General features: G+C 69.2%; 17 protein-coding genes and 5 pseudogenes. 9 read left to right on the top strand and 13 right to left on the bottom strand.

Features of this window, described 5'->3' with window-relative positions; translation table 11 throughout:
* Window positions 1-44 precede the first annotated feature (44 nt).
* Window positions 45-438, bottom strand: a pseudogene (locus tag QFZ76_RS02785) (transposase family protein); the annotation flags it as partial.
* Between QFZ76_RS02785 and QFZ76_RS02780 the strand changes: the two are divergent.
* Together QFZ76_RS02780 and QFZ76_RS02775 are read left to right on the top strand one after the other, a co-directional pair.
* Window positions 372-1,175: a sigma-70 family RNA polymerase sigma factor gene (locus QFZ76_RS02780; protein WP_307672167.1), complete on the top strand. Its 804-nt coding sequence runs from the start codon at window positions 372-374 to the stop codon at window positions 1,173-1,175. The pseudogene QFZ76_RS02785 and the gene QFZ76_RS02780 overlap by 67 nt on opposite strands.
* Entirely contained in the window at window positions 1,100-1,549 is a 450-nt protein-coding gene (locus tag QFZ76_RS02775) for a transposase (RefSeq protein ID WP_307679913.1), read from the top strand. Before QFZ76_RS02780 ends, QFZ76_RS02775 begins: the two co-directional genes overlap by 76 nt.
* A 191-nt stretch (window positions 1,550-1,740) precedes the next feature.
* Here the strand turns inward: QFZ76_RS02775 and QFZ76_RS02770 are convergent, their stop codons facing one another.
* The 4 genes and pseudogenes from QFZ76_RS02770 to QFZ76_RS02755 form a co-directional block, all read right to left on the bottom strand.
* Window positions 1,741-2,694, bottom strand: coding sequence for a Ppx/GppA phosphatase family protein (locus tag QFZ76_RS02770; RefSeq protein WP_307672166.1), 954 nt, complete (start codon window positions 2,692-2,694; stop codon window positions 1,741-1,743).
* Window positions 2,695-2,859: 165 nt separating this feature from the next.
* Window positions 2,860-3,579: an SMI1/KNR4 family protein gene (locus QFZ76_RS02765; RefSeq protein ID WP_307672165.1), complete on the bottom strand. Its 720-nt coding sequence runs from the start codon at window positions 3,577-3,579 to the stop codon at window positions 2,860-2,862.
* 231 nt (window positions 3,580-3,810) lie between these two features.
* Complete coding sequence (locus QFZ76_RS02760; RefSeq protein ID WP_307672140.1) at window positions 3,811-4,878, bottom strand: IS110 family transposase; 1,068 nt, start codon at window positions 4,876-4,878, stop codon at window positions 3,811-3,813.
* A 227-nt stretch (window positions 4,879-5,105) separates the two neighbouring features.
* Window positions 5,106-6,610, bottom strand: a pseudogene (locus QFZ76_RS02755) (IS200/IS605 family accessory protein TnpB-related protein).
* A gap of 433 nt (window positions 6,611-7,043) precedes the next feature.
* On the opposite strand from QFZ76_RS02755, the pseudogene QFZ76_RS02750 reads away from it, so the two are divergent.
* From QFZ76_RS02750 to QFZ76_RS02735, 4 genes and pseudogenes are all read left to right on the top strand, one after another.
* Window positions 7,044-7,297: pseudogene (locus tag QFZ76_RS02750) on the top strand (IS256 family transposase); the annotation flags it as partial.
* 32 nt (window positions 7,298-7,329) lie between these two features.
* Complete coding sequence (locus QFZ76_RS02745) at window positions 7,330-8,130, top strand: alpha/beta fold hydrolase (RefSeq protein ID WP_307672164.1); 801 nt, start codon at window positions 7,330-7,332, stop codon at window positions 8,128-8,130.
* 210 nt (window positions 8,131-8,340) lie between these two features.
* Window positions 8,341-9,187: pseudogene (locus tag QFZ76_RS02740) on the top strand (AraC family transcriptional regulator); the annotation flags it as partial.
* Window positions 9,188-9,299: 112 nt separating this feature from the next.
* Window positions 9,300-10,445 carry a hypothetical protein gene (locus QFZ76_RS02735; protein WP_307672163.1) on the top strand — a complete coding sequence of 382 codons (1,146 nt, stop codon included), beginning with the start codon at window positions 9,300-9,302 and terminating at the stop codon, window positions 10,443-10,445.
* A 199-nt stretch (window positions 10,446-10,644) separates the two neighbouring features.
* Here the strand turns inward: QFZ76_RS02735 and QFZ76_RS02730 are convergent, their stop codons facing one another.
* The 3 genes from QFZ76_RS02730 to QFZ76_RS02720 all read right to left on the bottom strand — a co-directional run bounded on the left by QFZ76_RS02730 (window position 10,645) and on the right by QFZ76_RS02720 (window position 12,838).
* Window positions 10,645-11,610 carry a bile acid:sodium symporter gene (locus QFZ76_RS02730; protein WP_307679912.1) on the bottom strand — a complete coding sequence of 322 codons (966 nt, stop codon included), beginning with the start codon at window positions 11,608-11,610 and terminating at the stop codon, window positions 10,645-10,647.
* A 131-nt stretch (window positions 11,611-11,741) separates the two neighbouring features.
* Window positions 11,742-12,068, bottom strand: a complete 327-nt coding sequence (locus tag QFZ76_RS02725) for a hypothetical protein (RefSeq protein WP_307672162.1) — start codon at window positions 12,066-12,068, stop codon at window positions 11,742-11,744.
* Window positions 12,065-12,838 carry a heavy metal-responsive transcriptional regulator gene (locus QFZ76_RS02720; RefSeq protein WP_307672161.1) on the bottom strand — a complete coding sequence of 258 codons (774 nt, stop codon included), beginning with the start codon at window positions 12,836-12,838 and terminating at the stop codon, window positions 12,065-12,067. The genes QFZ76_RS02725 and QFZ76_RS02720 overlap by 4 nt, the downstream gene beginning before the upstream one ends.
* A gap of 722 nt (window positions 12,839-13,560) precedes the next feature.
* On the opposite strand from QFZ76_RS02720, the gene QFZ76_RS02715 reads away from it, so the two are divergent.
* Window positions 13,561-14,964 (top strand): chloride channel protein, encoded by a 1,404-nt coding sequence (locus QFZ76_RS02715; protein ID WP_373464253.1) that lies wholly within the window; start codon window positions 13,561-13,563, stop codon window positions 14,962-14,964.
* A 231-nt stretch (window positions 14,965-15,195) separates the two neighbouring features.
* Window positions 15,196-16,560, top strand: coding sequence for a glutamate decarboxylase (locus QFZ76_RS02710; protein ID WP_307672159.1), 1,365 nt, complete (start codon window positions 15,196-15,198; stop codon window positions 16,558-16,560).
* 200 nt (window positions 16,561-16,760) lie between these two features.
* Here the strand turns inward: QFZ76_RS02710 and QFZ76_RS02705 are convergent, their stop codons facing one another.
* Both QFZ76_RS02705 and QFZ76_RS02700 read right to left on the bottom strand, forming a co-directional pair.
* On the bottom strand, window positions 16,761-17,405 hold the full coding sequence (locus QFZ76_RS02705; protein ID WP_307672158.1) for a GAP family protein: 645 nt from the start codon (window positions 17,403-17,405) through the stop codon (window positions 16,761-16,763).
* Between the two features lie 520 nt (window positions 17,406-17,925).
* A pseudogene (locus QFZ76_RS02700) lies at window positions 17,926-19,035 on the bottom strand (DUF2254 domain-containing protein).
* Window positions 19,036-19,227: 192 nt separating this feature from the next.
* On the opposite strand from QFZ76_RS02700, the gene QFZ76_RS02695 reads away from it, so the two are divergent.
* Window positions 19,228-20,406, top strand: coding sequence for an ISAs1 family transposase (locus QFZ76_RS02695; RefSeq protein ID WP_307672157.1), 1,179 nt, complete (start codon window positions 19,228-19,230; stop codon window positions 20,404-20,406).
* Between the two features lie 29 nt (window positions 20,407-20,435).
* Here the strand turns inward: QFZ76_RS02695 and QFZ76_RS02690 are convergent, their stop codons facing one another.
* The 3 genes from QFZ76_RS02690 to QFZ76_RS02680 form a co-directional block, all read right to left on the bottom strand.
* Window positions 20,436-20,819 carry a VOC family protein gene (locus tag QFZ76_RS02690; protein ID WP_307679911.1) on the bottom strand — a complete coding sequence of 128 codons (384 nt, stop codon included), beginning with the start codon at window positions 20,817-20,819 and terminating at the stop codon, window positions 20,436-20,438.
* A 369-nt stretch (window positions 20,820-21,188) separates the two neighbouring features.
* Window positions 21,189-21,857, bottom strand: a complete 669-nt coding sequence (locus QFZ76_RS02685; protein ID WP_307672156.1) for a Type 1 glutamine amidotransferase-like domain-containing protein — start codon at window positions 21,855-21,857, stop codon at window positions 21,189-21,191.
* Window positions 21,858-22,032: 175 nt separating this feature from the next.
* Window positions 22,033-22,599, bottom strand: a complete 567-nt coding sequence (locus QFZ76_RS02680) for a serine hydrolase (RefSeq protein ID WP_307672155.1) — start codon at window positions 22,597-22,599, stop codon at window positions 22,033-22,035.
* Window positions 22,600-22,605 lie beyond the last annotated feature (6 nt).

Raw genomic sequence — 22,605 nt, 5'->3', positions numbered from 1 at the left:
CGAAAACTCATCACCAGCGTCGGTCGGCATGGCTGAGCGTTCTCTCATCCCTGGCAGGTCGGGTCTTCGACGTGGTGGAGAACGAGGACGGCCTGCACCATTGCGGTCGTCCGGGAGGGGCTGCAGCGTAGCTTGGTCACGATCTTCCAGGTCTTGAGGGTGGCGACGGCGCCTTCGCCGCGGCAGCGGATCCGGGCGTGGGCCTTCCACGGCCTTCTGCCGGCGCGACAGCTTCGACCGGCAGCGGTGCCGCTTGAACGGGATAGACACGAAACCGCCGGCGCCTTGAGACGCCCTGTCCGCGAAGGTCATCACCTCAGCGTCGGTCAACGCGGCGATGACGCCGTGGGTTCGCGCAGCAGTCAGGTCGTGTGCCGAGCCGTGATGATCACGCCATTGACTGGGCGACCAAGACATTCGTCGCCCACCGCGATCTGCTCTTCACCGTCGCGTACGAGATGCTCGGCTCGGCGGCCGATTCCGAGGACGTCCTGCAGGAGACCTGGCTGCGGTGGGTCGAGGTCGACCTGGAGCAGGTGCGCGACCAGCGCGCGTACCTGGTCCGGATCACGACCCGGCAGGCACTCGACCGGCTGCGCACGATGTCGCGGCGCAGGGAGTCGTATGTGGGCCCGTGGCTGCGGGACCCGCTGCTGACCGCGCCGGACGTGGCCCAGGACGTCGAGCTCGCCGAGAGTGTGCCAATGGCGGTGATGCTCGTCCTGGAAACGTTGTCGCCGACCGAGCGGGCCGTTTTCGTGCTGCGCGAGGTCTTCGACGTCGGCTACGACGAGATCGCGGCGGCGGTCGGCAAGACCCCGGCAGCCGTCCGTCAGATCGCGCACCGGGCCCGCCGGCACGTGGATGCCCGTCATGATCATGTGAGGCCGAGTAGTCCATTGCCCCACTTGCTGGCCGCACTCGACCACACCAGCCGCCTGGTCCTCGCCCAGCTGGACGTCGGGGACAAGACGAACGAGATCACCTGCTTCCAACCCCTACTGGACACTCTCGCCGTCCCGGCCGAACACCGTTGTGACCAGCGAAAGGGAATCAGAAGAAGCTCCGCAAGCAGCTCAAAGCCCTTCCCTGGCAGCGGATTCCGTTCCAGAGCCGCATCCGCGAGAGCGGTCACGGCCGTGGCGAGATCCGCCGCATCAAGGTGTGCACCGTGAACAACCTGCTCTTCCCCGGCGCCCGCCAGGCCGTTCAGCTCAAGCGGCGCCGCCTGCACCGCGAGAGCGGCAAGGTCAGCATCAAGACCGTCTACGCGGTCACCAGCCTGAGTGCCGGGCAGGCCACTCCCGCCCAGCTCCCGAACATGATCCGCTCGCACTGGCAGATCGAGGCCCTGCACCACGTGCGGGACACCACCTTCGCCGAGGACGCCTCCCAATTTCGCACCGGCAACGCGCCCCGCACCATGGCCACCTGGCGCAACCTCGCCATCGGCGCCCTACGCATCGCCGTCACCCACAACATCGCCGGTGCACTCCGCGCCAACTCCCGCGACCCAAAACGCCCACCCGCACTACTCGGCCTCACGTGATCACGAAACGGACATCATGCAGCTATGCCGAAGCCCGGGGCACCGTGCATGAGCGGATACGCGACGTGTGGCAAGGCGGGAACCTCAGGAGCATCAATGCCGCTGATCCCGTCGAGCCAGGGCTCTCACAACCGCACCTGGGCGAGCGGCACCCGATGGCTCGGAAGTGCGCGCGAACGAGGCCCGTTGATTCAGCCGGCGCGGCGGGCGCGGCCACCTGTGGCGTGGGACACGCCGAGGCGCTCGAGCAGTAGTCCTTCCCGCGTCGACCAGGGGCAGATCTCGACCTCCTTGGCCCCGCAGGCTTCCATGAGGGTCTGTGCGATCAGGGCTCCGGCCAGGGACTGCTCGGCGCGGTGCCGGGAGATGCCCGGCAGCTTCGCCCGACGGGAGGGTCCCGCGTCGGCCAGGAGGGAGACCGACCTGCGCAGTTGAGGTAGCGCCAATTGCCACTTGGACCGGGGGGACTTGGCCCGGGCGGCGGCGAGACGAGCGAGCTGCTCGAAGGTTTTGGAGCAGGCCAGCACCCGCCCGCCCGGTTCGGCCTGCGGCAGGCCGGGGACAGCTTCCAAGGACCGGCGGAGGTGCTGCCGGATCTCGGCCAGGCGGCGTTGGGACGGCACGGTGCCGCCGGGAAGCCAGTCCCGGGTGATCCTGCGGGCGCCCAGCGGCAGCGAGTAGACCGCGCGAGGCTGGTCCCCGGTGCCGGAGGCGATCTCGACGGTGCCGCCGCCGATGTCCAGCACCAGCAGCGGCCCGGCCGTCGGACCCGCCCACTGACGGGCGGCCACGTACGCCAGCCGCGCCTCCTCCTCGCCGGTCAGCAGGCGCAGGCGGGTGCCAGTAGTGCGTGCTACACGCGCGACGATCTCGTCGCGATTGGGCGCGTCCCGGATGACCGAGGTCGCGAACGCGAACACTTCCGGCCCGCGCAGACGCGGGCCGGCGGCGACGGCCTCAGCCACTGCCCGCTCGACGCTCTCCATGCCGGCCTTGCCCAGCCGCCCCTTACCGTCGAGAGTCTCGTGCAAGCTCAGCCGCACCTTGCGGGAGAACACCGGCTCCAGAACCGTACCCGGGCGCCGCCGCACCACCGTCAGCAGAGCACTGTGGCACCCGACGTCGAGCACACCTGCCTGCCGCATCCCATGACCTCCCCCTGATCCCGCACTCGACCGGACCGACTCCTGCCCCCATCCTCCGACAGCCCAGACGACGGCCGGACGGGGACTCCGGCCCACCGTGTGAGCATATCGTCACCACCCGTGCACCCTCCGCCCCGGCCTACGCCGGTGGAGCCGTTGACGAGGTTAGTCGTTCAGCCAGTCGCCTGGAATCAACGCGCGAACGCGATCGAGGTCTTCTGCCGTCCGTCCGCGGGCCAGGACGGCCGCGCCGTCATCGTCTCGCAAAAGGACGTCCTGACCAAGGAACCACCGGGATCCGTGTTCCTGACCGGTGGGATACACCGGGAACGGCAACCGGACAGCGTTCGCCTCCAGCAGCTCGATGCTGTCTTCGTCCGGGTCGAGGAAGGCGCAGAGATCTTCATCTGCCCGCAAGGACTCGGACAGAATGATCTCGACGAAGCAGAGGGAAAGGCGCTCCAGCCAGTCCTCCCACCGCTCGGCGCTCTTGTCCGCGAGGTCAGGCCGCACGCACACCGCGGGGTCGTCGTCCTGGAGGCTGTCGAGGAGGAGCCCCCAGGATGCGGCTCCCTGGTTCTCGTGCCGGAAGACCAGGGCCTCCTTGGCGTCATCCACATACAGCTCGGCCGGGCCGAGCAGCACATCATGGTTGCTGGTGAGATCGCCGCGGCGCCCGAACAGTAGATACGCCTCGCGCAGTGCTGTCGGCAGGCGGACACCCAGCCTCTCTTCGGCAGCGACCAGGTCTGCCTCCGCCCACCCGTCGCCGTTCTCCAGGGCACGGCCCCAGTGGGCAGCCAAGCCCTGGATGAAGCTCCACGCACCACTGCGGCGTTCGACGCCTCTGGCAAGAGACGCGGCAAGATCAAACCCGTGTGTCATGCCCGGACGATAGCCGTCCCTGCTCAGCAGCCCGCTCCACACCCCGACAGGCCGACGAGCGTTCGCCGTACTCGGCAACATTGCGGATCCGCTTGATCAACACCTGTTGCCCGAACTCGGCATCAACCGTTCTCCCTTTGCGCCGCCGGAGCCAGACCCGCGAAGGCATACACGAGGGTGGCCGCGGGGAACCGTTCCTAGAGACTGAGTGGGAGAAGCTCCTATAGACCGTCAAGCGGCTTGTTTGAGCTGTTCGGCGGTGATGTGAGGGCGGGGTAGATGCTGGTAGACCTCGCGGGCGACGAACCGTTTCAAGCAGCGCATGATGTCCTTCTTGGTCATGCCTTCGGCGGTGCGTCTGGCGACGTACTCGCGGGTGCGCTGGTCGTGGCGCATGCGGACCAGCACGATCGTGTGCAGGGCCCGGTTGGCTTGGCGGTCTCCGCCCCGGTTGAGGCGGTGCCGGTTGGTGCGGCCGGAGGAGGCCGGCAGCGGGGCGGCACCGCACAGGTGGGCGAAGGATGCTTCCGAGCGCAGGCGGTCCGGGTTGTCGCCGACGGTGGTCAGCAGCTGGCCCGCGCTCTCGGGGCCGACGCCGGGCAGAGCGATCAGCCGTGGTGCGGCCCGGGTGACCAGCGGGCCCAGGTCCGCGTCGGCTTCGGCGATTTCCTCCTCCAGCCGCTGGCAGCGGCGGGCGAGCCGTCGCAGCGTGATCCTGACCGCGCAGTCCGGATCCGCGAGGTCGCCCACGGGCCGGGACCGGGCCAGGGCGTCTATCAGCTCGCCGGTGGCCAGGCCGCGCAGCCTCTCGCGCACCGCGGCCGGTGCGGTGATGATGAGCGTGCGGATCTGGTTGATGGTCTGGGTGCGGGCCTTGACGGCCGAACTGCGGGCCACCCGCAGGGTGCGGATGGCCTCCACGATCCCGTTGCGGGTCTTCGGAATGCCCGAGGCCCGGCCGGACAGCACGGCGGTCGCGGCGGCGTAGGCGTCAACCGGGTCGGACTTGCCATTGTCCCGCCTGGCCTTGCGGTCGGGTCGGTCGACCTCGATGACGGTGACACCCTTTGTGGTCAGGAAACGGGCGATCTCGGCCCCGTAGGCGCCGGTGCCCTCGATGCCTACCGCCAGAACCTCGCCGTGCGAACGCAGCCAGTGGAGCAGCTGCTCATAGCCGGCGGGACCGGTCGGGAACGGCTCGGTGGCCAGGTGCCGGCCCACGGTGTCGATCGCGGCCGCCTGGTGCAGGTCGGTGTGGGTGTCGATCCCGCCAATGACCGCTATCTCATCTGCTGCCATGCTGGACGTGCTGTCCTTCCGTACGACGCATCAGGGAGGGCACGCGCCGGTCGGGCGGACGGACAAGACAGTGATGGGACCTTTGGCCGGGCTCCTATGAGGTCACGAACGCCTGACCGGCACGCGCGCGCGGTGGCACCGCCCGACAGGCCGACGGTTCTCCCGACAGACAGCCGAAGCGCCAGTGAGTCCTTGAGTCAGACCTCCGAGCGGTGCCACCGCAATCATCACTGTGAGTCCTGTTGCCAGGACTGCTGCTCAACCGGGTGTCCCGAACGGTGTTGGGCACCCTGGTCGCCCGCTTTCGCTCCACCACCGGGCGGCACGCATCCGGTGCGCGGTCCGGGCAGGTGGGGGCGGGTCTCCTCACGCCTGCGGGTGTCCGGTCGGGCCTGGGCGGTCCGATGCCCACCACGATCACTCTGGTCGGGGTGGGGCGGTGCCGTCCGTCGCCTGATCGGGTGTCCGAGGGCGCGTCGCCCGACCGCGATGCTCGCCGCATCGTGCCGGGACGTCTTGCGTCGCGGGGTGGTCAGGGGCTTCTGCCAGTGCTGGGCACCCCACCGGGAGGTGTAGGCCGGGTCCACCGCGACGATCGCGATGTCCTGCTCGGCGGCCATCGAGACGAGGCGGGCCTTGAGTTTCGCCGTGGGGAAACGGGACAGCAAGCGGCGGAAGCGCTTGTTGCGGCCGTGCCGCTCCCGGCTCTTCCCGTCGCAGAAGTCGAGGTCCTCGATGGCGATCGCGGCAGCGCCACAGCGCCGGGTGTGGTGCAGCAGCCGGGTCAGGGCGTGCCGGATCTGTGCGTCCCGGTGCTCGGCGGTGCCGGTGAGGTCGTAGAAGTAGCGTTGCGGCTCGCCGACCGGGTTGCCGTGCGCATCGAGCTGCCAGGCGGAGAGGTGGTCATCGTTCATGTCCACCCCCACCACCCCGCGCGCCAGGGCCGCTTCCAGGGGCAGCACCGGGGCGGCGGCGCGCAGCCAGGACGCGGTGACATACCAGCGGCCGCGCGCGGTGTCGTGGTGGATGCGGTAGGCCACCGCCCGGTTGGCGGTGACCCGGTCGCGCCACTCCTGCCCCCGGTGCCGGAACGCCACCGTCGCGTCGAGGAGGTAGCGGCCGTGCGGGGCGTTGGCCAGGTGGGCCAGCGGGGCCGGGAGCTTGACCGAGACCTGGCCGGTGTCGGTGACGCGGATCGTCTCGTTGCCGAAGCGCTTGCCCGTTTCCCCGTCGGCGGCCAGGAACATCCGCTCCGCCCGCCACCGCCGGCGCCAGGTCTGCTCGCTCAGGCCGGCCGCCTGAAGGTGGTGGCGGGTGTTCGCGAGGCGCTTGCCACCACGCACCACATGCACCCGGCCCGCCGCCCAGTCCGCCTCCACCACAGTCAGCCGGTCCTTGAGGGCCTGCAGACGGCGGGACTTGGCATGCCACTCGCGGCGCGTGGCATACCCGCGCGCCAGCCCCTCACGTTTGTCCGCCCTGGCGCCCAGCGGCCGGGCAAGCCGCGCCTCGACCGAGGCGATCTGCCCGCGCAGCCAGGCCAGATGGGCGGCCTGTCCGCGCCTGGCCAGGGCCCACTGGTCGTGGGTGGCCTTGGTGATGCTGCCCGCCCAGCGTGCCGACGACCTCCCGACAGCTTCCGTTTGCGCACCGCCCACCCGGCCGCGTCGTGCGCCGGCTCCTGACGGGAGCGCTCCGCGAGATCACCGGCCGCCAGCGACCCCAGGAACATCCCCACCTCGGCGAGCACCGCCGCATCCGACTCGCTCACCCGCAGCCGGTCCCGGACGGCCACCCCCGCCGGGCCGGGCACCACGAACGATGCCGCCAACTCGCGCAGTCCGCTCACCGGTTCACCTCCGTCCGGCCGAAGATCCCTGTTACGGCAGTCAACGAGCAGCCTCCGCAAAGGTCACCCATTCGACCCAAGAACTCCCGTTCCCTTCTCGGGGAACGAAAGGCCGGAGCACACCCCAGGACGGAAGAGACCTCCCGACGCACAGCGGAACAACTCCATGCAGCACCGACGCTCACTCGCGCTCACCAGAAGTCGCTCCTACTCAGTACAACGGCAGCAGTTCCCAACCCCTGGAGGATCCTGCCCATCCAGCACTGCAGGTAGTGCCCAGCCCCGTCGCCAACCGCCAGGACCGGGGCGCGCATGCCCCGTCGAGTACTGGATCCGTCTGCGGGCCACGAACCCGATCGAGTCGACCTTCACCACCGTGCGGCTGCGGACCAACGTCACCTGAGGTGCCGACTTCGGCACCGCTGCCCTCTCGATGGTCTTCAAGCTGACCGAGTCCGCCCAGGCCCGCTGGTGGGCCGTGAACGCACCCCGCCTCGTCGCGCTCGTCGGTGCTGGAGCCCGCTTGGATGCGGCCGACTCATCGAACGCCCCGAGGTGGTTGCGGCATGATCGAGGCCAGCCGATTCCCTGGAGGATCCGACGTGGCGGGGTCTGAACATGTGGTGGTGCGAGGCGGCGTCCGGCTTGCCTGCCGGGACTGGGGCGGGCCGGGGCGGCCCATCGTGTTGCTGCACGGCCTGGCCGGTCACGCGGGTGAATGGGACGTGCTGGCACGGCGCTTGAGCTCTGGGCATCGGGTCGTCGCGGTCGACCAGCGCGGGCACGGCGCCAGCGAGCGCCACCCGCTGGACGTCTCCCGCGCCGCTTACGTCGCCGACGTCATCGCTGTTGTTGATCAGCTGGCGCTGCGGCGGCCTGTCCTGGTCGGCCAGTCGCTGGGTGGGCACACGGCCATGCTCACCGCCGCTGCACATCCCGGACTGGTCCGCGCGCTCGTGCTCATCGAGGCCGGCCCCGGCGGTCCAAACCCGAACAGCCCCGTGGACATCGGCGGATGGCTCGGCTCGTGGCCGACACCGTTCCCCTCACGCGAGGCAGCGGCCGCGTTCCTCGGCGGCGGACCGGTCGGCGCGGGTTGGGCGGCCGGGCTGGAGGAACGTGAAGGCGGATGGTGGCCTCGCTTCGACCGGGACGTGATGGTCCGCTCGCTGGCGGAGACCGCCCGGCGTTCCTTCCTGCACGAATGGGGGCAGGTCGCGTGCCCCACCCTGGTCGTCCTGGCTCAATCCAGCTTCATCCCCGCGCAGGAAGCCGACGAGATGCTCCGGCGGCGCCCCGCCACCCTGGCCATGAGCATCCCCGGCACCGGCCACGACCTGCACCTGGAACAGCCCGGAATCCTGTACACCGCTCTATCGGACTTCCTCGAGGGCCTTGCCTGAGAACTGTGGGGCGGTCACGACGAGACCACCGTGAGACCTCGCAGATAGCCATCGATCCACAGATTTTGACGGCGACTCGCCACTCATAATCGGCTCCACTCAGGGACCAAGGGCCGATTTTTGGCGAGAAGTTCGTTTCCGCATACGGGTGCCATGCGGGTGCTGCGCAAGTGCCCGCTGGACGAAGGCTTTTGATCTTCTGCGTGGGAAGTGATCCGGAACGCGGTGTGGGAATCCATGGTGGCAGTCGATATCGACCACCGTCATGCGGCTGAGGACATCTCCGTTCGCCTAGGGCTCGGCACCGTGGCCCATCAGGATCTGTTCGGCGCGGGCGCCCCCGGCCACTCTCCGTCGGACGGAGCGGCTGGCCCGGGAGGACGAGGAGCCGGCCGTCACTCTCGGTGTTCAGATCACGGGGAGCAGCCTGGTGGTGCAGAACGGTCGCGAGTGCCTGCTGAGGTCGGGGGAGTTCGCCGTCTACGAATCGATCGCTCCCTACACACATCTCTTCGACGCGGGTGTCGACTACCGCTTCATCCGTTTCCCCCGCGCGGCACTTGCGCTCCCTGACCGGTTGCTACGAGACATCGCCGCGGTCCCCCTGGGATCCGACAACCCCGTTGCGCGCCTCGCCTTCACCTACTTCTCCCAACTGGCCGGCAGCGACGAATTGCACCAGGGTGTGCATGCCGACGCCGTCGTGGAACCCAGCGTCGAACTCCTCCGTGCCGTCCTGACGTCCCAGCACGACAACACCAGCCTGGCCAAGGGGCCGTTGAAGGCAACCCTCAGCCTGCGGATCACTCAGTACATCCGGGCCCACCTGGCTGATCCCGATCTGTCGGCGGCACAGATAGCCGCCGCGCACGGCATCTCCGTGCGTCACCTCTACGCGGTGCTGTCCCGGTCGGCCATCAGTCTCGGAGACTGGATCCGTACCCGCCGCCTGGCCGAATGCAGGCGAGAGCTGGCCGGCCCGAACGGCGGGCTGCGGACCATCGCGGCGATAGGACGAAGCTGGGGCTTCGTGGACGCGACCCACTCGGGGCCGGTGCTGCCGCTGTGGTCGCGACGGGCTGGCCCTGCGCGACGACCGCTGCCGCAGCTGCCACCTCTACCGCCTCCTGGACAAAGCCCGCCCCGCCTCCCGACGGTTCACGCAGCTGGTGATCTCGCTGCCGACCGGCAAGGGCGGCCCGTTCGAGGCGATTCCGGTCGGCGACAGGGAGGTGCCGGACTACGACGAGCGGCGACCTGCTCTGCACACGAGCCGCGGGCAGGAGGCGCTGTTCACCATCCGGCGTGACTGGGCCCCAGTGCTGGCCCGACTGCGGAGCGCGCCTGCGGGCGAGCCGCCGCTGACCGCGACCGCCCGCCGCTTGGTCGAGGAGTTCACCCGCGATCGACCGGCGCAACGGCCGGACTACAAGAAGAACACCCGCACGCTCACGATCCTGCTGTACTGGCTCGGCGCCGACACGGCCGTCTTCGAGCGCGACGTGTACGACCTCGCCCGGATCGACGTGAACCTCGCGGCCAAGCCCGTCTGCCAGTTCCTGCGCCTGCGCGGCCTGCTGGTGGAGGACCCCGACCTGCACCGGGACGCGGATCAGGTGTGGATCGAGGCAGCCCTCGCAGCGCTGCCGGAGCCGGTCGCGAGCGAAGTGCGCACCTGGGTGAAGGTCATGCGCGAACAGGGCCCCCGCGAGGGCGAGCCGCGCGGCTACGACGGCATCCGCCGCTACCTCAGTAACCTCCAGCCCGCCCTTACCGTCTGGACCACGACGGCCGGCGCGACCTCGCTGAGGGAGATCACCAAGGAGCAGGTGGAGGACGCCGTGGACGGGGTGTCCGGTTATGCACGCCGAGGGCTCGCCACGGCACTGCGCAGCCTCTTCCGCGCGCTGAAGCGTGAACGCGTGATCTTCCACAACCCCGCCCGGGACCTCCCGGTCGGCGACATCAAGGGCATCCCGAAGTCGATCCCCTCCGACCTCCTGATGGGGCTGCTCGACCAGGCGACGACTCCGCTCGGCCGCCTGGTCATGGCTCTCGCCGCCGTTCACGCGCTGCCGGGCAAGGAGATCCGGACCCTGCACACCACGGGCCTGGATCTCTCCCGGGGCACCCTCGAAGTTCGACGAGGTCTGCTGCGGCACACCCTCTACCTGGAAGGGCTCACTCACCAGCTCGCCGCCGACTGGACGGCCTACCGCCACCACCGTTGGCCGGCCTCGTCCAATCCCCACCTCCTGGTCAGCCAGAAGACCGCGGTCGACCCCGACCACCCGGCCGTCAGCATGGCACCCTGAGCGGTGCCCTTCCCCGCGGGCTGACGCTGAGCGGCCTGCGCCAGGACCGCATCCTCAACGAAGCGGCCGAAAGCGCCGACCCGCTCCGGCTGATGCGCCTGTTCGGCATCACCGAGCAGACCGCCATGCGCTACGTCACCGCCGCCCACCCCGAGCGCACCAGCAAGCTGCCCCGGTGAGCGCCGCCGCCATGACGAGGTCAGCGCGCGGCGGCCCCGGCCGGTTGCCCCGCAGGCACCAGGCGAGGCACGAGTCGGACGTAGGTGACCATGCCGATCACCTCGACCAGGGTCTGGGTGACCACGACGACCGCGGCGGCGGCAAGGTCGTCGGGCAGAGCCAGGGCCAGCGGCAGGACGACGAGGGAGTTGCGGGTCGCGCCGGTGAAGACGATCGCCCGCCCGGCGGGCGCGTCCAGGCGGAACAGACGGGCCACGGCCTTCCCCGCGCACGCCATCACCACGGGGAACACCACATAGAACGGGATGACGGCGCCGACGTCGGCCACGCTACCGCCGAGCTTGGGGACTTGGGAGGCGACCACGGTCAGCAGGGTGGCGGCCATCAGCGGCACCATCGTGGTGGTCGCCGCGTCGGAGACCTTCTGTCCGGCCGGGCGGTGTCCGGCCCACGCCTGCAGGGCCCATGCGAGGGCGAGCGGGATGACGATCAGGACAACGAACGCCTCGACGAACGGTCCGACCTCGACGATGTCGGCGAGTTCCGAGCGCATGAACAGGTAGAGGAATCCCGGGAGCAGCAGCATCTGCGCGACCAGCAGGATGGGAGTGGCGGCGAGGAGACGGCGGCTGGAGCCGCCGGCGAGCCCGGAGAAGACGATGACGTAGTCCACGCACGGGCACAGCAGAACCAGCAGGACCCCGAGGCGGACCGCCTGGTCGGCGGGCAGGAACGTGAACATCGCGGCCACGACCAGGGGCACCACCACGAAGTTCACCACGACCGCGGCGGACAGGAAGCGGCCGTCGCGCAGCGAGCGGACGAGCTCGGCGGCCGGGACCTGGAGGAAGGTAACGAACAGCAGCGCCCCGAGGACCGGATTGATCGCGTGCTCCAGTCCCGGCCCGAGGCCGGGGGCCGCCCAGCCGAGCAGTCCTCCGGCGGCCATCGCCGCCAGGTAGATCGCGACCTGGTGGTGTTCCATCCGCTCGACCAGGCCCTGCGGTCCCTGCTGCGACACCCGAACTGCTCCTTCATACGGTGCCGGCCGCCCTATGGCGGCCGCGCGCGTTCATCCTCACAGGCCACCGTGCCCGGCCTGACCACGCCTCCGGCTCAGCGGTCGGAGGCGTGGTCGTCCGCCCCGGGCCGCAGACCGATGGTCGGCATGCCGAGGTCGGCTGGTGCCGGGGAAGTCCGGCAGCCTGCCGTCCGGCGTCGGCGTCGGACGACGAGGACGCCGAGTCCGGCGACTACGGCCAGCACTGCCAGGGCGGGCATCCATACCGCGCCGATCGCGGAGGTGATGCCGATGCCGCCGAGGACAGCCAGCAGCGGGCCCGCGCAGCACACCGCGCAGGCGGCGATCGTGGCCGCGCCGGCGCCGAGGGCGCCCCAGGGGCGCGACGGACGGGAAGCGGCGCGGGACGGGACGGTGGTCATACGGTCGCTCCGAAGAGGTCGGCCAGCATCGCGGCGGCGGACTCGGGCGCCCGCACCTCCAGCTGGAGAGTGGTCGGGGTCAGGTGCAGACGGAAGTCGAAGAATGCGCAGCAGCCCTGCTCAGCCGCGGCGAGAGCGGCGACCTCACTGGCGAGCTCGGCGCCGGTGGGGAAGGACAGGCGCACGCCGTCGTCGATCTCCTCACGCTGTTCGGCCTTTCCGACCAGCTGATGCCACTGCTCGGTGCGCTCGCCCAGCTCGGCACCGCCCAGCGTGCACGCCACCGGGGTGTCCCGCCATGCCTCGGCGGCCGGGCTCGGGCGAGTGGTGGACAGCGTGATCGGCACGGGCCCGGTCGCCGACGCTGCACTGGTCGTGCAGCCGCAGTCCGGACCGCACGCCCCAGCGGGCGCTGGACCCGACAGGTCGACGTGGACGGCGGCCAGGTGAGCGGAGAACGCACGCAGCTCGGCGATCCGGCCGTCGGTCTCAGCGATCCGGCCCGCGACCAGCGGCAGCATCCGCGCCCGGACTGAGGCACACACCCCGTCCTCGCGGACGTCGAGGAGCTCGCGGATCTCCTCCAGGGCCAGGCCCAAGAGCTTGGCCGAGGAGATGAAGGCCAGACGCTCCACCGCGTCCTCGCCGTACACGCGGTACCCGGACGGCGTGCGGTCCGCGGGGAGCAGCCCGGCGTCCTCGTAGAAGCGCAGCGTCGTGGCCGGCACGCCGGAGCGCTCGGCCAGCTGCGAAATGCGGTAGGTCGTCACACTGCCGACGGTAAACCTTCGACTCGACTCGAAGGTCAAGCCGGAACCCGAACCTGATCAGCAGCGGATCGCGCACCTGCGTACGTGTTCGCCCGAGGACCCCTCCAGGAATCGACGAATTCGCGCGCTTCCGACCGGGCGGCAGAGAATGTCCGCCGCCAGGAGCAGGGCCACGAGTATGCAGAAGCCGAGCTCATCGCGCTCGGAGCGCCGGTGCCGCGGGCCGGCTGCAACCGGGCCGTCTGGCTCCGAGGCCTGGTCACGGTCGGCGCTCGCAACGTACGCCACCGCGGCGATCACCGCTTATGCGGACAGTTTCTACGTATTGGCGCTCGGCCGACGACGCTACCAGGGGCGACTCAGGTAGGGCCCTGGGACGCGCCTGGGTTGGGCTTGCGGTCCACGGCTTCTGATGACCACCATGGCGGGCCCGAGCATGGGGTTCGGACATGCGAAGCCTCCGGCCCGGTGCTGCAATGGATGCAGATGCGGGCTGCAGTCGTATGACGCGGCGAGCGTATGGCGACGCTGGGACATGGAGCTGAGAGACGTCGAGGAGGGGCCGACCTGTCCCTCTTCCCGGCGCTGCCTTCGGGGTCCTGGATCAGCTCAAACAGCTGGGCGAACTGAAAGCCCGAGGGTCCTGACAGAAGAGGAGTTCGCGGTGCAGAAGGCCGGAATTCTCGGCTAGAGCCTGCGGGACGAGCGGAAAGGGAGCCCCCATGAGGGACCCGGATTCCCAGCCCGACGCGCCCGCCGGGAAGACACAGCCCGAGGAGGCGGACCGGCTGCGGGAACTGCTGCGCAGTCCCGGCTACCTCAAGGCGCTCGTGTTCTGCGCCCTCATCGGTATTCCGGTCTCGTTGGTGGCTTTCTTCTTCCTCGTCGCGCTCCGCGAGCTGAACCACCTCATGTGGTCCGATCTTCCGGATGCTCTGGGCTGGCAGGCCCCGCCGTGGTGGTGGCCATTGCCGCTGCTGCTCGCCGCAGGCATTGCCGTGGGTCTTCTGGTCACCCACCTGCCCGGCGGTGGCGGCCACATCCCTGCCGCGGGGCTGCACGCGGGTGGTGGCGCGCCGCGAGCCCTGCCTGGCGTGATGCTCGCCGCTCTGGCCAGTCTTCCGCTGGGCGCGACCCTGGGCCCTGAGGCGCCGCTGATCGCTCTCGGTGGTGGCCTGGCACTGCTCATCAGCAATCTGGCCCGAGTCCCCGTCACCGCGCAAAGTACCGTTCTGCTGGGCACCGCCGGAGCTGCGGCGGCCGTCTCTGTGATCTTCGGAAGCCCGCTGATCGCGGCCGTGATGCTGATGGAAGTGGCTGGGGTGGGCGGCTCGCGGCTCTTCGCCGTCATGCTGCCCGCGCTGTTGTCGAGCGGGGTCGGCTCCCTGGTGTTCACCGGCTTTGGCCGCTGGACCGGTCTGGAGGGCGACAGCCTGTCCATGACGCTGGGTGTGCCCGTCCCGCGTCTCGACACCGGGGACGTGGTGTGGTCGGTATTCATGGCGGCGGCGATCGCTGCTGCTGTGCACCTGATCCTGCAGGGCGGGCGGCTGACCGCAGTGTTCGTCGCGAGACGTCCGGTCGCCCATATGGCCGGGTGCGCGCTGGCCGCCGGCGCCTGCGCCGCCGTGTACACACTCACCACCGGCCGGTCACCGGTGGACGTGGCCTCGTCGGGGCAGGCCACTCTGAGCCGCTTGGCCGCCGACCCCCACGCCTGGGGGGTCGGTGCTTTGATCGCCGTTCTGCTCTGCACCGGTGTCGCGTACACCTTGTGCTTGGGCAGTCTGCGTGGCGGCCCTGTTTTTCCTACACTGTTCCTGGGCGGTGCGGTGGGCGTACTGCTCGCGCCTTTGCCGGGCCTGGGAGTCGTGCCGGGACTGGCCGTGGGCATGGCGGCGGCAGTGACCAGTGCTCTTCGCCTGCCGATCAGCAGCGTGGTGCTCGTTGTCCTGCTGCTCGACAGCACCGCCATGATCCCCGTGATCATTCTGGCGTCCGTCGTGGCCTTCGTGACCACCCAACTGCTGCCTCCCGGCCGAGCCGTTCCGGCAGCGGGCAAGCCCGCGGAACCGTCGACCGCGCAGTCCCGGGCAGTCGGCAAGGCCGACTCCGGCGCCGGCTGAGAACGCGGCGGGACCCGCGCGGCCGATGCGCTCCTCTACTGGTGGGACCGCGACCGGCCTCCGATATCCTGGCGGTCGGCGCACTCCGCGACGGCTCGATGGGCCGGGTCCGCGGACCCCCGCTCCACCGACTGGCGCAGTAGCTCCAACTCCGCTTCCAGGACCGGCGTGCAGTTCCGTCTCGGTGTGTCTCGCGCCCGCGGCAGGCTCCGGAGCTGTTTGAATCACCGCATGAATAAACGTGATGATTCGGATCTTTTCGGCAATCGATTCCTGACGGTGCCCGCTCCCTCGGAGACCTTCCCCGAGGAAGGTATGGCCGCGACGGACGCAATGAGACTCGTGGATGTGGATCTCGCCATGGAGGGCGACCCGCAGCGCAACCTCGCCACGTTTGTCACCACTTGGATGGAGCCGGAGGCGCAACGGCTGATCGCCGAGAACCTCCACCGCAATTTCATCGACCATGCGGAGTACCCCATTTCCGCCGAGATCGAGCAGCGCTGCGTGCGCATGCTCGCCGACCTTTTTCACGCGCCGGGCAGGACGACGGGATGCCGGACTCAGGGCTCATCCGAGGCGATCATGCTCGGCGCGCTGTCGCTGAAGTGGAAGTGGCGCGAGCGCCGCCAGGCAGCCGGCCTGTCGATCGACCGGCCCAACTTGGTTTTTGGGGGAGACGTCCACGTCGTGTGGGAGAAGTTCTGCCGCTACTTCGACGTCGAGCCGCGGATCGTGCCGCTTGCCGAGGGCAAGTACACGATCGGCGCGGAGGACGTGGAGCCCCTCCTCGACGAGAACACGATCGGCGTCGTCGCCGTCCTCGGCACCACGTTCACCGGCCACAAGGACGATGTCGTCGGGATCGACAAGCTCCTGCGGGACGTCCGTAAAGAGCGGGACCTCGACATCCCGATTCACGTCGACGGCGCCAGCGGCGCATTCGTGTGGCCCTTCCTCTACCCGGACTCGAAATGGGACTTCCGGCTCGAGCAGGTCCGTTCGATCAACGTCTCGGGTCACAAGTACGGCCTGGTCTACCCCGGCATCGGTTGGCTGGTCTTCCGCGAGGAGTCCGACCTGGCCAAGGACCTCGTGTTCTACGAGAACTATCTGGGCAAGACCGACGCGACGTTCACGCTGAACTTCTCGACAGGTGCGTCGATGGTGCTCGCGCAGTACTACAACTTCGTGCGGCTCGGTCGCCAGGGCTACACCTACGTCATGAAGATGATGCAGGAGAACGCCCGCGCACTGGCAGACCAGCTGCGGAGCAGCGACCGTTTCGAAGTGATCGGGAGCGACCTCGAGCAGCTGCCGCTAGTCGCTTTCCGTCTCGTCGGCAAGCACGCCTACGACGAGTCCGACATCGCCTGGCAGCTGTCGGCCGAGCGGGGCTGGATGGTGCCGGCATACACACTCCCGCCCAACGCGGAGCGGGTGAAGATCCTGCGAGCTCTGGTCAAGGAGACTGTGAGCCGCGAGCAGATCGATCGCCTGAGCCAGGACATTGCCGACGCGTGTCACACGTTGGACGACAAGGGTGCTGCCCACGGGATCGAGCGGACCCAGGTCAAGCGTGGCACCGGCTACTGACGCACTGTGACGGAGCGTAGTTTCGGGCGACCGGGCACCGACGACTCCAGCGATGGAGACTGCGGCGCGCTACCGCTGCCCGGCACCCTCACAACCAACACGGTCAGCCGACCGAAGCCCTCCCAGAAAATACTCCGGCAGGTCACCCCACCGTCGAAGACGCATGTGAGGGGTCGTGCCGCCGCTGGGGGGCGTCCCTGTCAGGCGACCAGCTCCGCGATGCTCCGGGCCGTCAGCCACAGGCCAAGAACCAGGGCGAGCGTGACGATCAGCTGCTCCTGGTGCTGCGCGAGCCAGCTCCGTAGGGCGTTCAACCGGGCGTTTGCGACCGTGGGCGCCCAGACCACATACATCTCCATGACGATCAGGCTGAGTGTGGCCAGCAGACAGTAGCCGGTCAGTGCGAGCCAGTCGGCGAGGGTGGAGAGCTTGGCGTCGACGGCGGTTGCGGCGCCGGCGCCGACCAGTGCCCAGGGCTGCAGCAGCCATGCCAGGCCGGCTGCCGCGGCCGGGGAGGCGTTGTCGATCCGGGCGGTCCAGCGTGGCGGGCCGTGTGGGCGGGACGGTCGGCGGTGCCGGTGTGCGCTGTACAACACCAGTGCCAGGCCGACGGCGAGTTTCGCACAGATCGCGGCAGTCGAGGGGGCGCTGTGCCGGGCCGGGGGCTGACCGCCGGTCAGCAGTATCACGCAGGCGATCACCGCAATCAGGTTGGCCAGCCACGACAACAGGAACGCCAGGCCCTGGCGAACGCCGTGCCGCGAGGAGAGCAGCAGGATGAAGGCGCTGTTGTGCAAAGGCCCCAGAGTGACGGCCGTACCGATCACAACCAGGTCGAGGACCATCGGATCAGCTGCTCCTGGATGTCAGGGCTGTGTGCCACCTGGGGACGGGCGGATTGGTCGGCAGAGTGAGGCGGTGCTGCGGTGCCGAATCCCGACTTTGCAGGCGGAGGCCCGGCTGGTCAAGCAGGCCACGCCCGCGTGGCGGCGCTGGCAGCCCGGCGGACTCCCGGCCGAGCATGACCTGGGAACGCCGGGGGCCGTCGAGGGTCTCCGGTCGGGCGCGTGACCGCTCCACATGGCACGCCCGACAGGATCCTGCATGACGCTGTGGCCCCCCGCGCCAAGAGAACCGGCGTCTGAGACAGCACGCGGGGCGGGGGCCACAGTCTGCACATCCCCTCGCGCACGGCCCGCCGGGCGGCTGGGGGTTCGTGACGACCCGCCTGCTGCCTCCCGGCCGAGCCGTTCCGGCAGCGGGCAAGCCCGCGGAACCGTCGACCGCGCAGTCCCGGGCAGTCGGCAAGGCCGACTCCGGCGCCGGCTGAGAACGCGGCGGGACCCGCGCGGCCGATGCTCTCCTCTACTGGTGGGACCGCGACCGGCCTCCGATACCCTGGCGGTCGGCGCACTCCGCGACGGCTCGATGGGCCGGGTCCGCGAACACCCGCTCCACCGACTGGCGCAGTAGCTCCAACTCCGCTTCCACACCTGGACGTTGCGCTGGCGGAACGCTTTCGCGAAGGCCGTCGAGCAGGGCACGTAGTCGTCGGCAGACCTGCATGGAGGTCGCCCCGTAGTCGCGGATCTCGGAGACGGCGAGCTGCAGGTAGTCCTCCCAGGCACGTCCGTGCAGGACGAGACGAGGCCGGCCACGGTCGTCCGCCATCACGTAGCGGCCCCGCAGTTGCGCGCTGCCGACCACGGTGAGGAACGACTCGATGTGATTGAGCACCTGAACGGCTGTCGTGGGGTCGTTGACCGCCGGGGAGAGGGCACGGACGGCGATGTCCACGAGAACCCGCAGGGCGAAGGCCGAGTCCTACTCGATGGTGCGTTCGGCGCCCAGGGCGATGAGTCCGGTCACCTGGCGGGAGTCGGGCGCGGAGGTACCGCCGTGGACCTCGACGAGTACGGCGCCGGGAGGGACGTAGTCTCCGATGAGGTGGAGCACGACGAACATGCAGTCGTGGCGCGCCCCGGCAGTCACCAAGCCTGCTACGTGGAATGCCTGGATGGCCCCGCCGCGGGGCGAGCGGAAGAGCGTCACTGGTCCGCGCGCCGGCCCGGATGCACCGTCGGACGGCGCCGACGCACCAACTTCCATGGCCCCGCGGGCGAAGACGCCTTCTCCCATGCGCCCGACGAGGTCGGCGATGGCCACCGGCCTGAGATTGTGCGTGAAGCGATTGAGGTAGACGAGCAGGAGGAGAAGGCTGACGGCCACAGCCGCGCCGGCGAGGGTGACTCCGAGGTCCGGAACCGAGTCCGACTCGATGCTGCGCAGCAGCGAGAAGGCGAACGCGAACGTCCCGGTGAAGGTGGCAAGGACGGTTTTCTGCAGTCGGTCTCGGTACCAGAGGCGCATGTACCGCGGGGACAGTGCTCCGGTCGCCTGTTGGATGACGAGGACACCGATCGTCACGACGAAACCGAGCAGTGCCACCGTCGCCCCGACGATGGAACTGAGCACGCCGCTCGCGGTGGTCGCGGAGTAACGCCAGCCGCTCGGCGGCCAAGGCTGATGCGTTCTCAGTCGGCGAGATGAGCTGATCGCCTGCGTACGTGCCGCCGTGGGCGGTTCGTCTGGTTCGGTAACGAGAGACGCGACCCCTGATGATCAAGGTTGTCGAAGCCTTTGATCACGAACAGGGGTCGCGTTCGCGTGCCATCCTCTCTGATCGGTGTCCTGCAGCGCCCCTGCGAGGACATCGACTCCGCCTGCCCGGATCCGGAACCGTCGCAACTCATGTCCCTGGCCGAGGCCTTGGGCCGGATACCCGATCCACGCCGGGTCCGGGGCCGCCGCTACCGCCTGGGCTCCCTGCTCGCGCTGTGCCTGGTCGCCGTCCTCGGCGGAGCAACGTCCCTGGCCGCCATCGCCCGCTTCGCCGCCGATACCGACTCCGACCTGCGCGAGGCACCGGGACTGGCCTCCAGCACACCGAACGCCTCCACGCTGGGACGACTCCTGTCCCGCCTGGACGGCGACGCCCTGGACGACGCCGTGGGCGCCTGGCTCACCCGGTTCGCCGCCGACCCGGTTAACGAACCCGGCGATAGGCTGGTCGGCCTGGCCGTCGACGGCAAGACCGTGCGCGGATCCCGCACCGGCGGCGAGGCCATCCACCTGCTCGCCGCCGCACTGCACGCCTGCCAGACCGTGATCGCCCAGCGCCAGGTGGCCGCGAAGAGCAACGAAATCCCCGCCTTCGCCCCTTTGCTGGACCGGATCGCCCTGCGCGGCGTCGTCGTCACCGCCGATGCGATGCACACCCAGCGCGCCCACGCCGAGTACGTCATCAACGCCGGCGGCCACTACCTCCTGGTCGTCAAGGGCAACCAGAAGAAGCCGCGCAAGCAACTGCGGCGCCTGCCCTGGCGGGAAATCCCGCTGCAGGCCCGCACCACCGAGGCCGGGCACGGCCGCCGCGAGGTCCGCCGCCTGAAGGTCTGCACCGTCCAGACCGGCCTGCTCTTCCCGTATGCCGTCCAGGCCATGGAGATCAAGCGCCGCCGCACCCACCGCAAGACCGGCAAGGTCGAGACGAAGACCGTCCACGCGGTCACCAGCCTGCCGCCTGAGCAGGCCAGCCCGGCACGACTCGCCGAACTCGTGCGGGATCACTGGTCAGTTGAAGCCCTGCACCACATCCGAGACGTCACCTACAGAGAGGACGCTTCGCGGATACGTACCGGCACTGCACCCCGCGCAATGGCAACCCTGCGCAACCTCGCCATCGGACTCATGCGCCAAGCGGGCTGGACTAACATCGCCGCCGCAGCCGATCACTACCGGTCACGTCCCCAGCACGCGACCGCCATGCTCCGACTCACAGCGTGAGAACGCATCACCCCTGCCCCTGGTCCGCGTCACGCAACGCAGAACTCGTTGCCTTCGGGGTCGTGCATCACGACATGCCCGAGGTCGTCACCGTAACGCTCTTCGCGCGTGGTCTTCGCTCCGGCGGCCGTCAGTTCGGCCACCTTGGCGCGGATGAGCTGCTCGCGCTCGCCCATGTCCCACGGCGGCTCTCCGGCTACCCGAATGTCGATGTGCATCCTGTTCTTGGCCGTCTTTGGCTCGGGCACCCTGAGGAAGCCGATGGCTGGGCCCTTGCCGTCCGGGTCGATAAGCGATGCCCCGTCGGCGTCCTCGTAGCCAGGTTCATCCACGTACCCGAGGGCCAGCGCCCAGAAGGCCGCAAGCCGGTGCGGATCGGCGGAGTCACAGCCGAGCGTCCAATGTGTCGCCATGCCCACGCAGGCTACTTGACCTCAGCACGTTCATCGGCAGGAGCGGATGCAACTGCTCGATCGAGGCTGCGCCGCGACAAGAGCCGTCAGTCTCGTGGCTTTCGCCGAATTCGCCAGCTGTCTTGCCAAACGGCTGGGCATCGCACGCGTTTCCTGTCATCTCGTCGGCTTACCGCTGGCCGCTGTGTAGGTTGCTGTACCTGGCTGCGCACGCGAAAGGCCGCCCTACCCGCGTGGAATGCCTACCTGCAGCGTCTCAGAGGGCAGGCCAGCCATTCCTCGTCCCCTCGATCGCGCTGTCCGTCTTGTACCCTCGTTCGCCCTGAGTGCGGCATGAGCGGGCGCTTGCCGATCGCTATTGCTTGGCGGCTAGGAGGAGAACAGCTTCCAGTGCCCCTCGGAGACGACGTCGACGGTGCCGCCGGTCACTGTGATGGCGGTCTCGTCGTCGATCGCGTACGCCGGACCCGGGATCTCGGCCGCCCATCTCTCGGCGTCGGCCATGGTGTTCTCCGGCAGGAGCTCGTGATCCAGGTGCGGGAAGATCGAGAAGTCGACGATGCCCAGCGCGCTGTCGCCACCGGTGGGCGGCTTCCACTCGACGAAGTCCTCCCCGATACGGGGGGTCATCACCATGCTCCCGGCGCTCAGACCCACCCAGACGGTCTCGCGCAGCGACGGCAGGAGATCCGCCAGCCCGGACTGCCGCATCCAGTGGCACAGGTACAGGGCGTCGCCGCCATTCACCAGCAGGACGTCTGCCTCTCGGACCCAGGGGACCCAGCGTTCTTCGTCGATGCTGGGCAGCGCGGTGAGCTCCAGCACTCCCAAGGACTTCCAACCCAGCTCACACATGGGTGTGGAGGACTGACCGGTGATGAAACGCCATGTCCCAGCAGGACTGCCCTGGGGGTGCCCGTACCCCGCAGTGGGGATACAGAGGGCGTTGGAGTCGGCGATCGGTTTGCCCAGTAGGTCGACCAGCGCGTTGTGGATGCTCGTGTTCTTGATGCCGGCGGAAGTAAGAAGAAGCCTCACGCTGCCTCCCGGTGTCATTGGCGGGGCCAGACTACCTGCGACGGCCGCTCTTGTAGGGCTTGCGCTCGCTCACGGTGTTCAGCCCAGCACGCCCGAGCCCGCCGACCTGCTGGGATGTCGCATTCCCATACGTTCAGGTGACGGCGAATCACCTACCAACTCACATACCGCCCTCTCAGGCAGCGAAGCGTTCAATCGCTGTTGCGAGGTCATTTCGAGTCAGAGGCTGCTGCATGTCGCTGAGGGCTCTTGCCACCGAGGGGAGAGCCCTCTGCTGGTTGGTGACGAGAACGCTCACGTAGTCCTTGTCGGGAACCAGAAGCATCGCGGCCAGGTATCCGGGCAGACGCCCATTGAGATACATCTGGCCTGAAGGACCAAGTGCCCATCCGAGGCCGTACGCCATGGGGTCGTCCGGCGTGGTGCGCGGTCGGCGGATGTCCTCCAGAAGGGCGCGATCAGCGAGCAGTCCTTCACCAAGTGCCAGGAGATCCGAGACAGACGACCACAAACCTCCGCTGGGGCGGCGCGAGCGTGGGTAACCGAGTAGTGGGAGCTCGGTCGGACCGTCCCAACCGGTGACCGAATCGCGCGGTGTGTCGAAACTCGTTCGAGAGAGATGCCTAGCCTCGATCTTTCTTGAGGGTCCGCCGACGGAGTCGGTGGACCCTTTTGCCTTCCGGAGCTGATACCGGGTAGCCCGGTGGCCCGGCTGTCGCGTCGGGTGGGCGCCGGGTTCCACTGCCCG

The sequence above is a fragment of the Streptomyces sp. V4I2 genome (assembly GCF_030817655.1).
Lineage (GTDB): Bacteria > Actinomycetota > Actinomycetes > Streptomycetales > Streptomycetaceae > Streptomyces > Streptomyces plumbiresistens.
The sequence above is the reverse complement of the archived record's forward strand: the minus strand, read 5'-3'. Positions and strand labels throughout refer to the sequence as shown.

Coding starts and splice junctions, on each gene's coding strand:
- QFZ76_RS02705 (WP_307672158.1), bottom strand. CDS start 17,405: ATGGTCCTCGACCTGGTTGTGATCGGTACGGCCGTCACTCTGGGGCCT.
- QFZ76_RS02760 (WP_307672140.1), bottom strand. CDS start 4,878: ATGGCAGCAGATGAGATAGCGGTCATTGGCGGGATCGACACCCACACC.
- QFZ76_RS02710 (WP_307672159.1), top strand. CDS start 15,196: ATGAATAAACGTGATGATTCGGATCTTTTCGGCAATCGATTCCTGACG.
- QFZ76_RS02690 (WP_307679911.1), bottom strand. CDS start 20,819: ATGGCGACACATTGGACGCTCGGCTGTGACTCCGCCGATCCGCACCGG.
- QFZ76_RS02715 (WP_373464253.1), top strand. CDS start 13,561: ATGAGGGACCCGGATTCCCAGCCCGACGCGCCCGCCGGGAAGACACAG.
- QFZ76_RS02725 (WP_307672162.1), bottom strand. CDS start 12,068: ATGACCACCGTCCCGTCCCGCGCCGCTTCCCGTCCGTCGCGCCCCTGG.
- QFZ76_RS02765 (WP_307672165.1), bottom strand. CDS start 3,579: ATGACACACGGGTTTGATCTTGCCGCGTCTCTTGCCAGAGGCGTCGAA.
- QFZ76_RS02770 (WP_307672166.1), bottom strand. CDS start 2,694: ATGCGGCAGGCAGGTGTGCTCGACGTCGGGTGCCACAGTGCTCTGCTG.
- QFZ76_RS02730 (WP_307679912.1), bottom strand. CDS start 11,610: ATGGAACACCACCAGGTCGCGATCTACCTGGCGGCGATGGCCGCCGGA.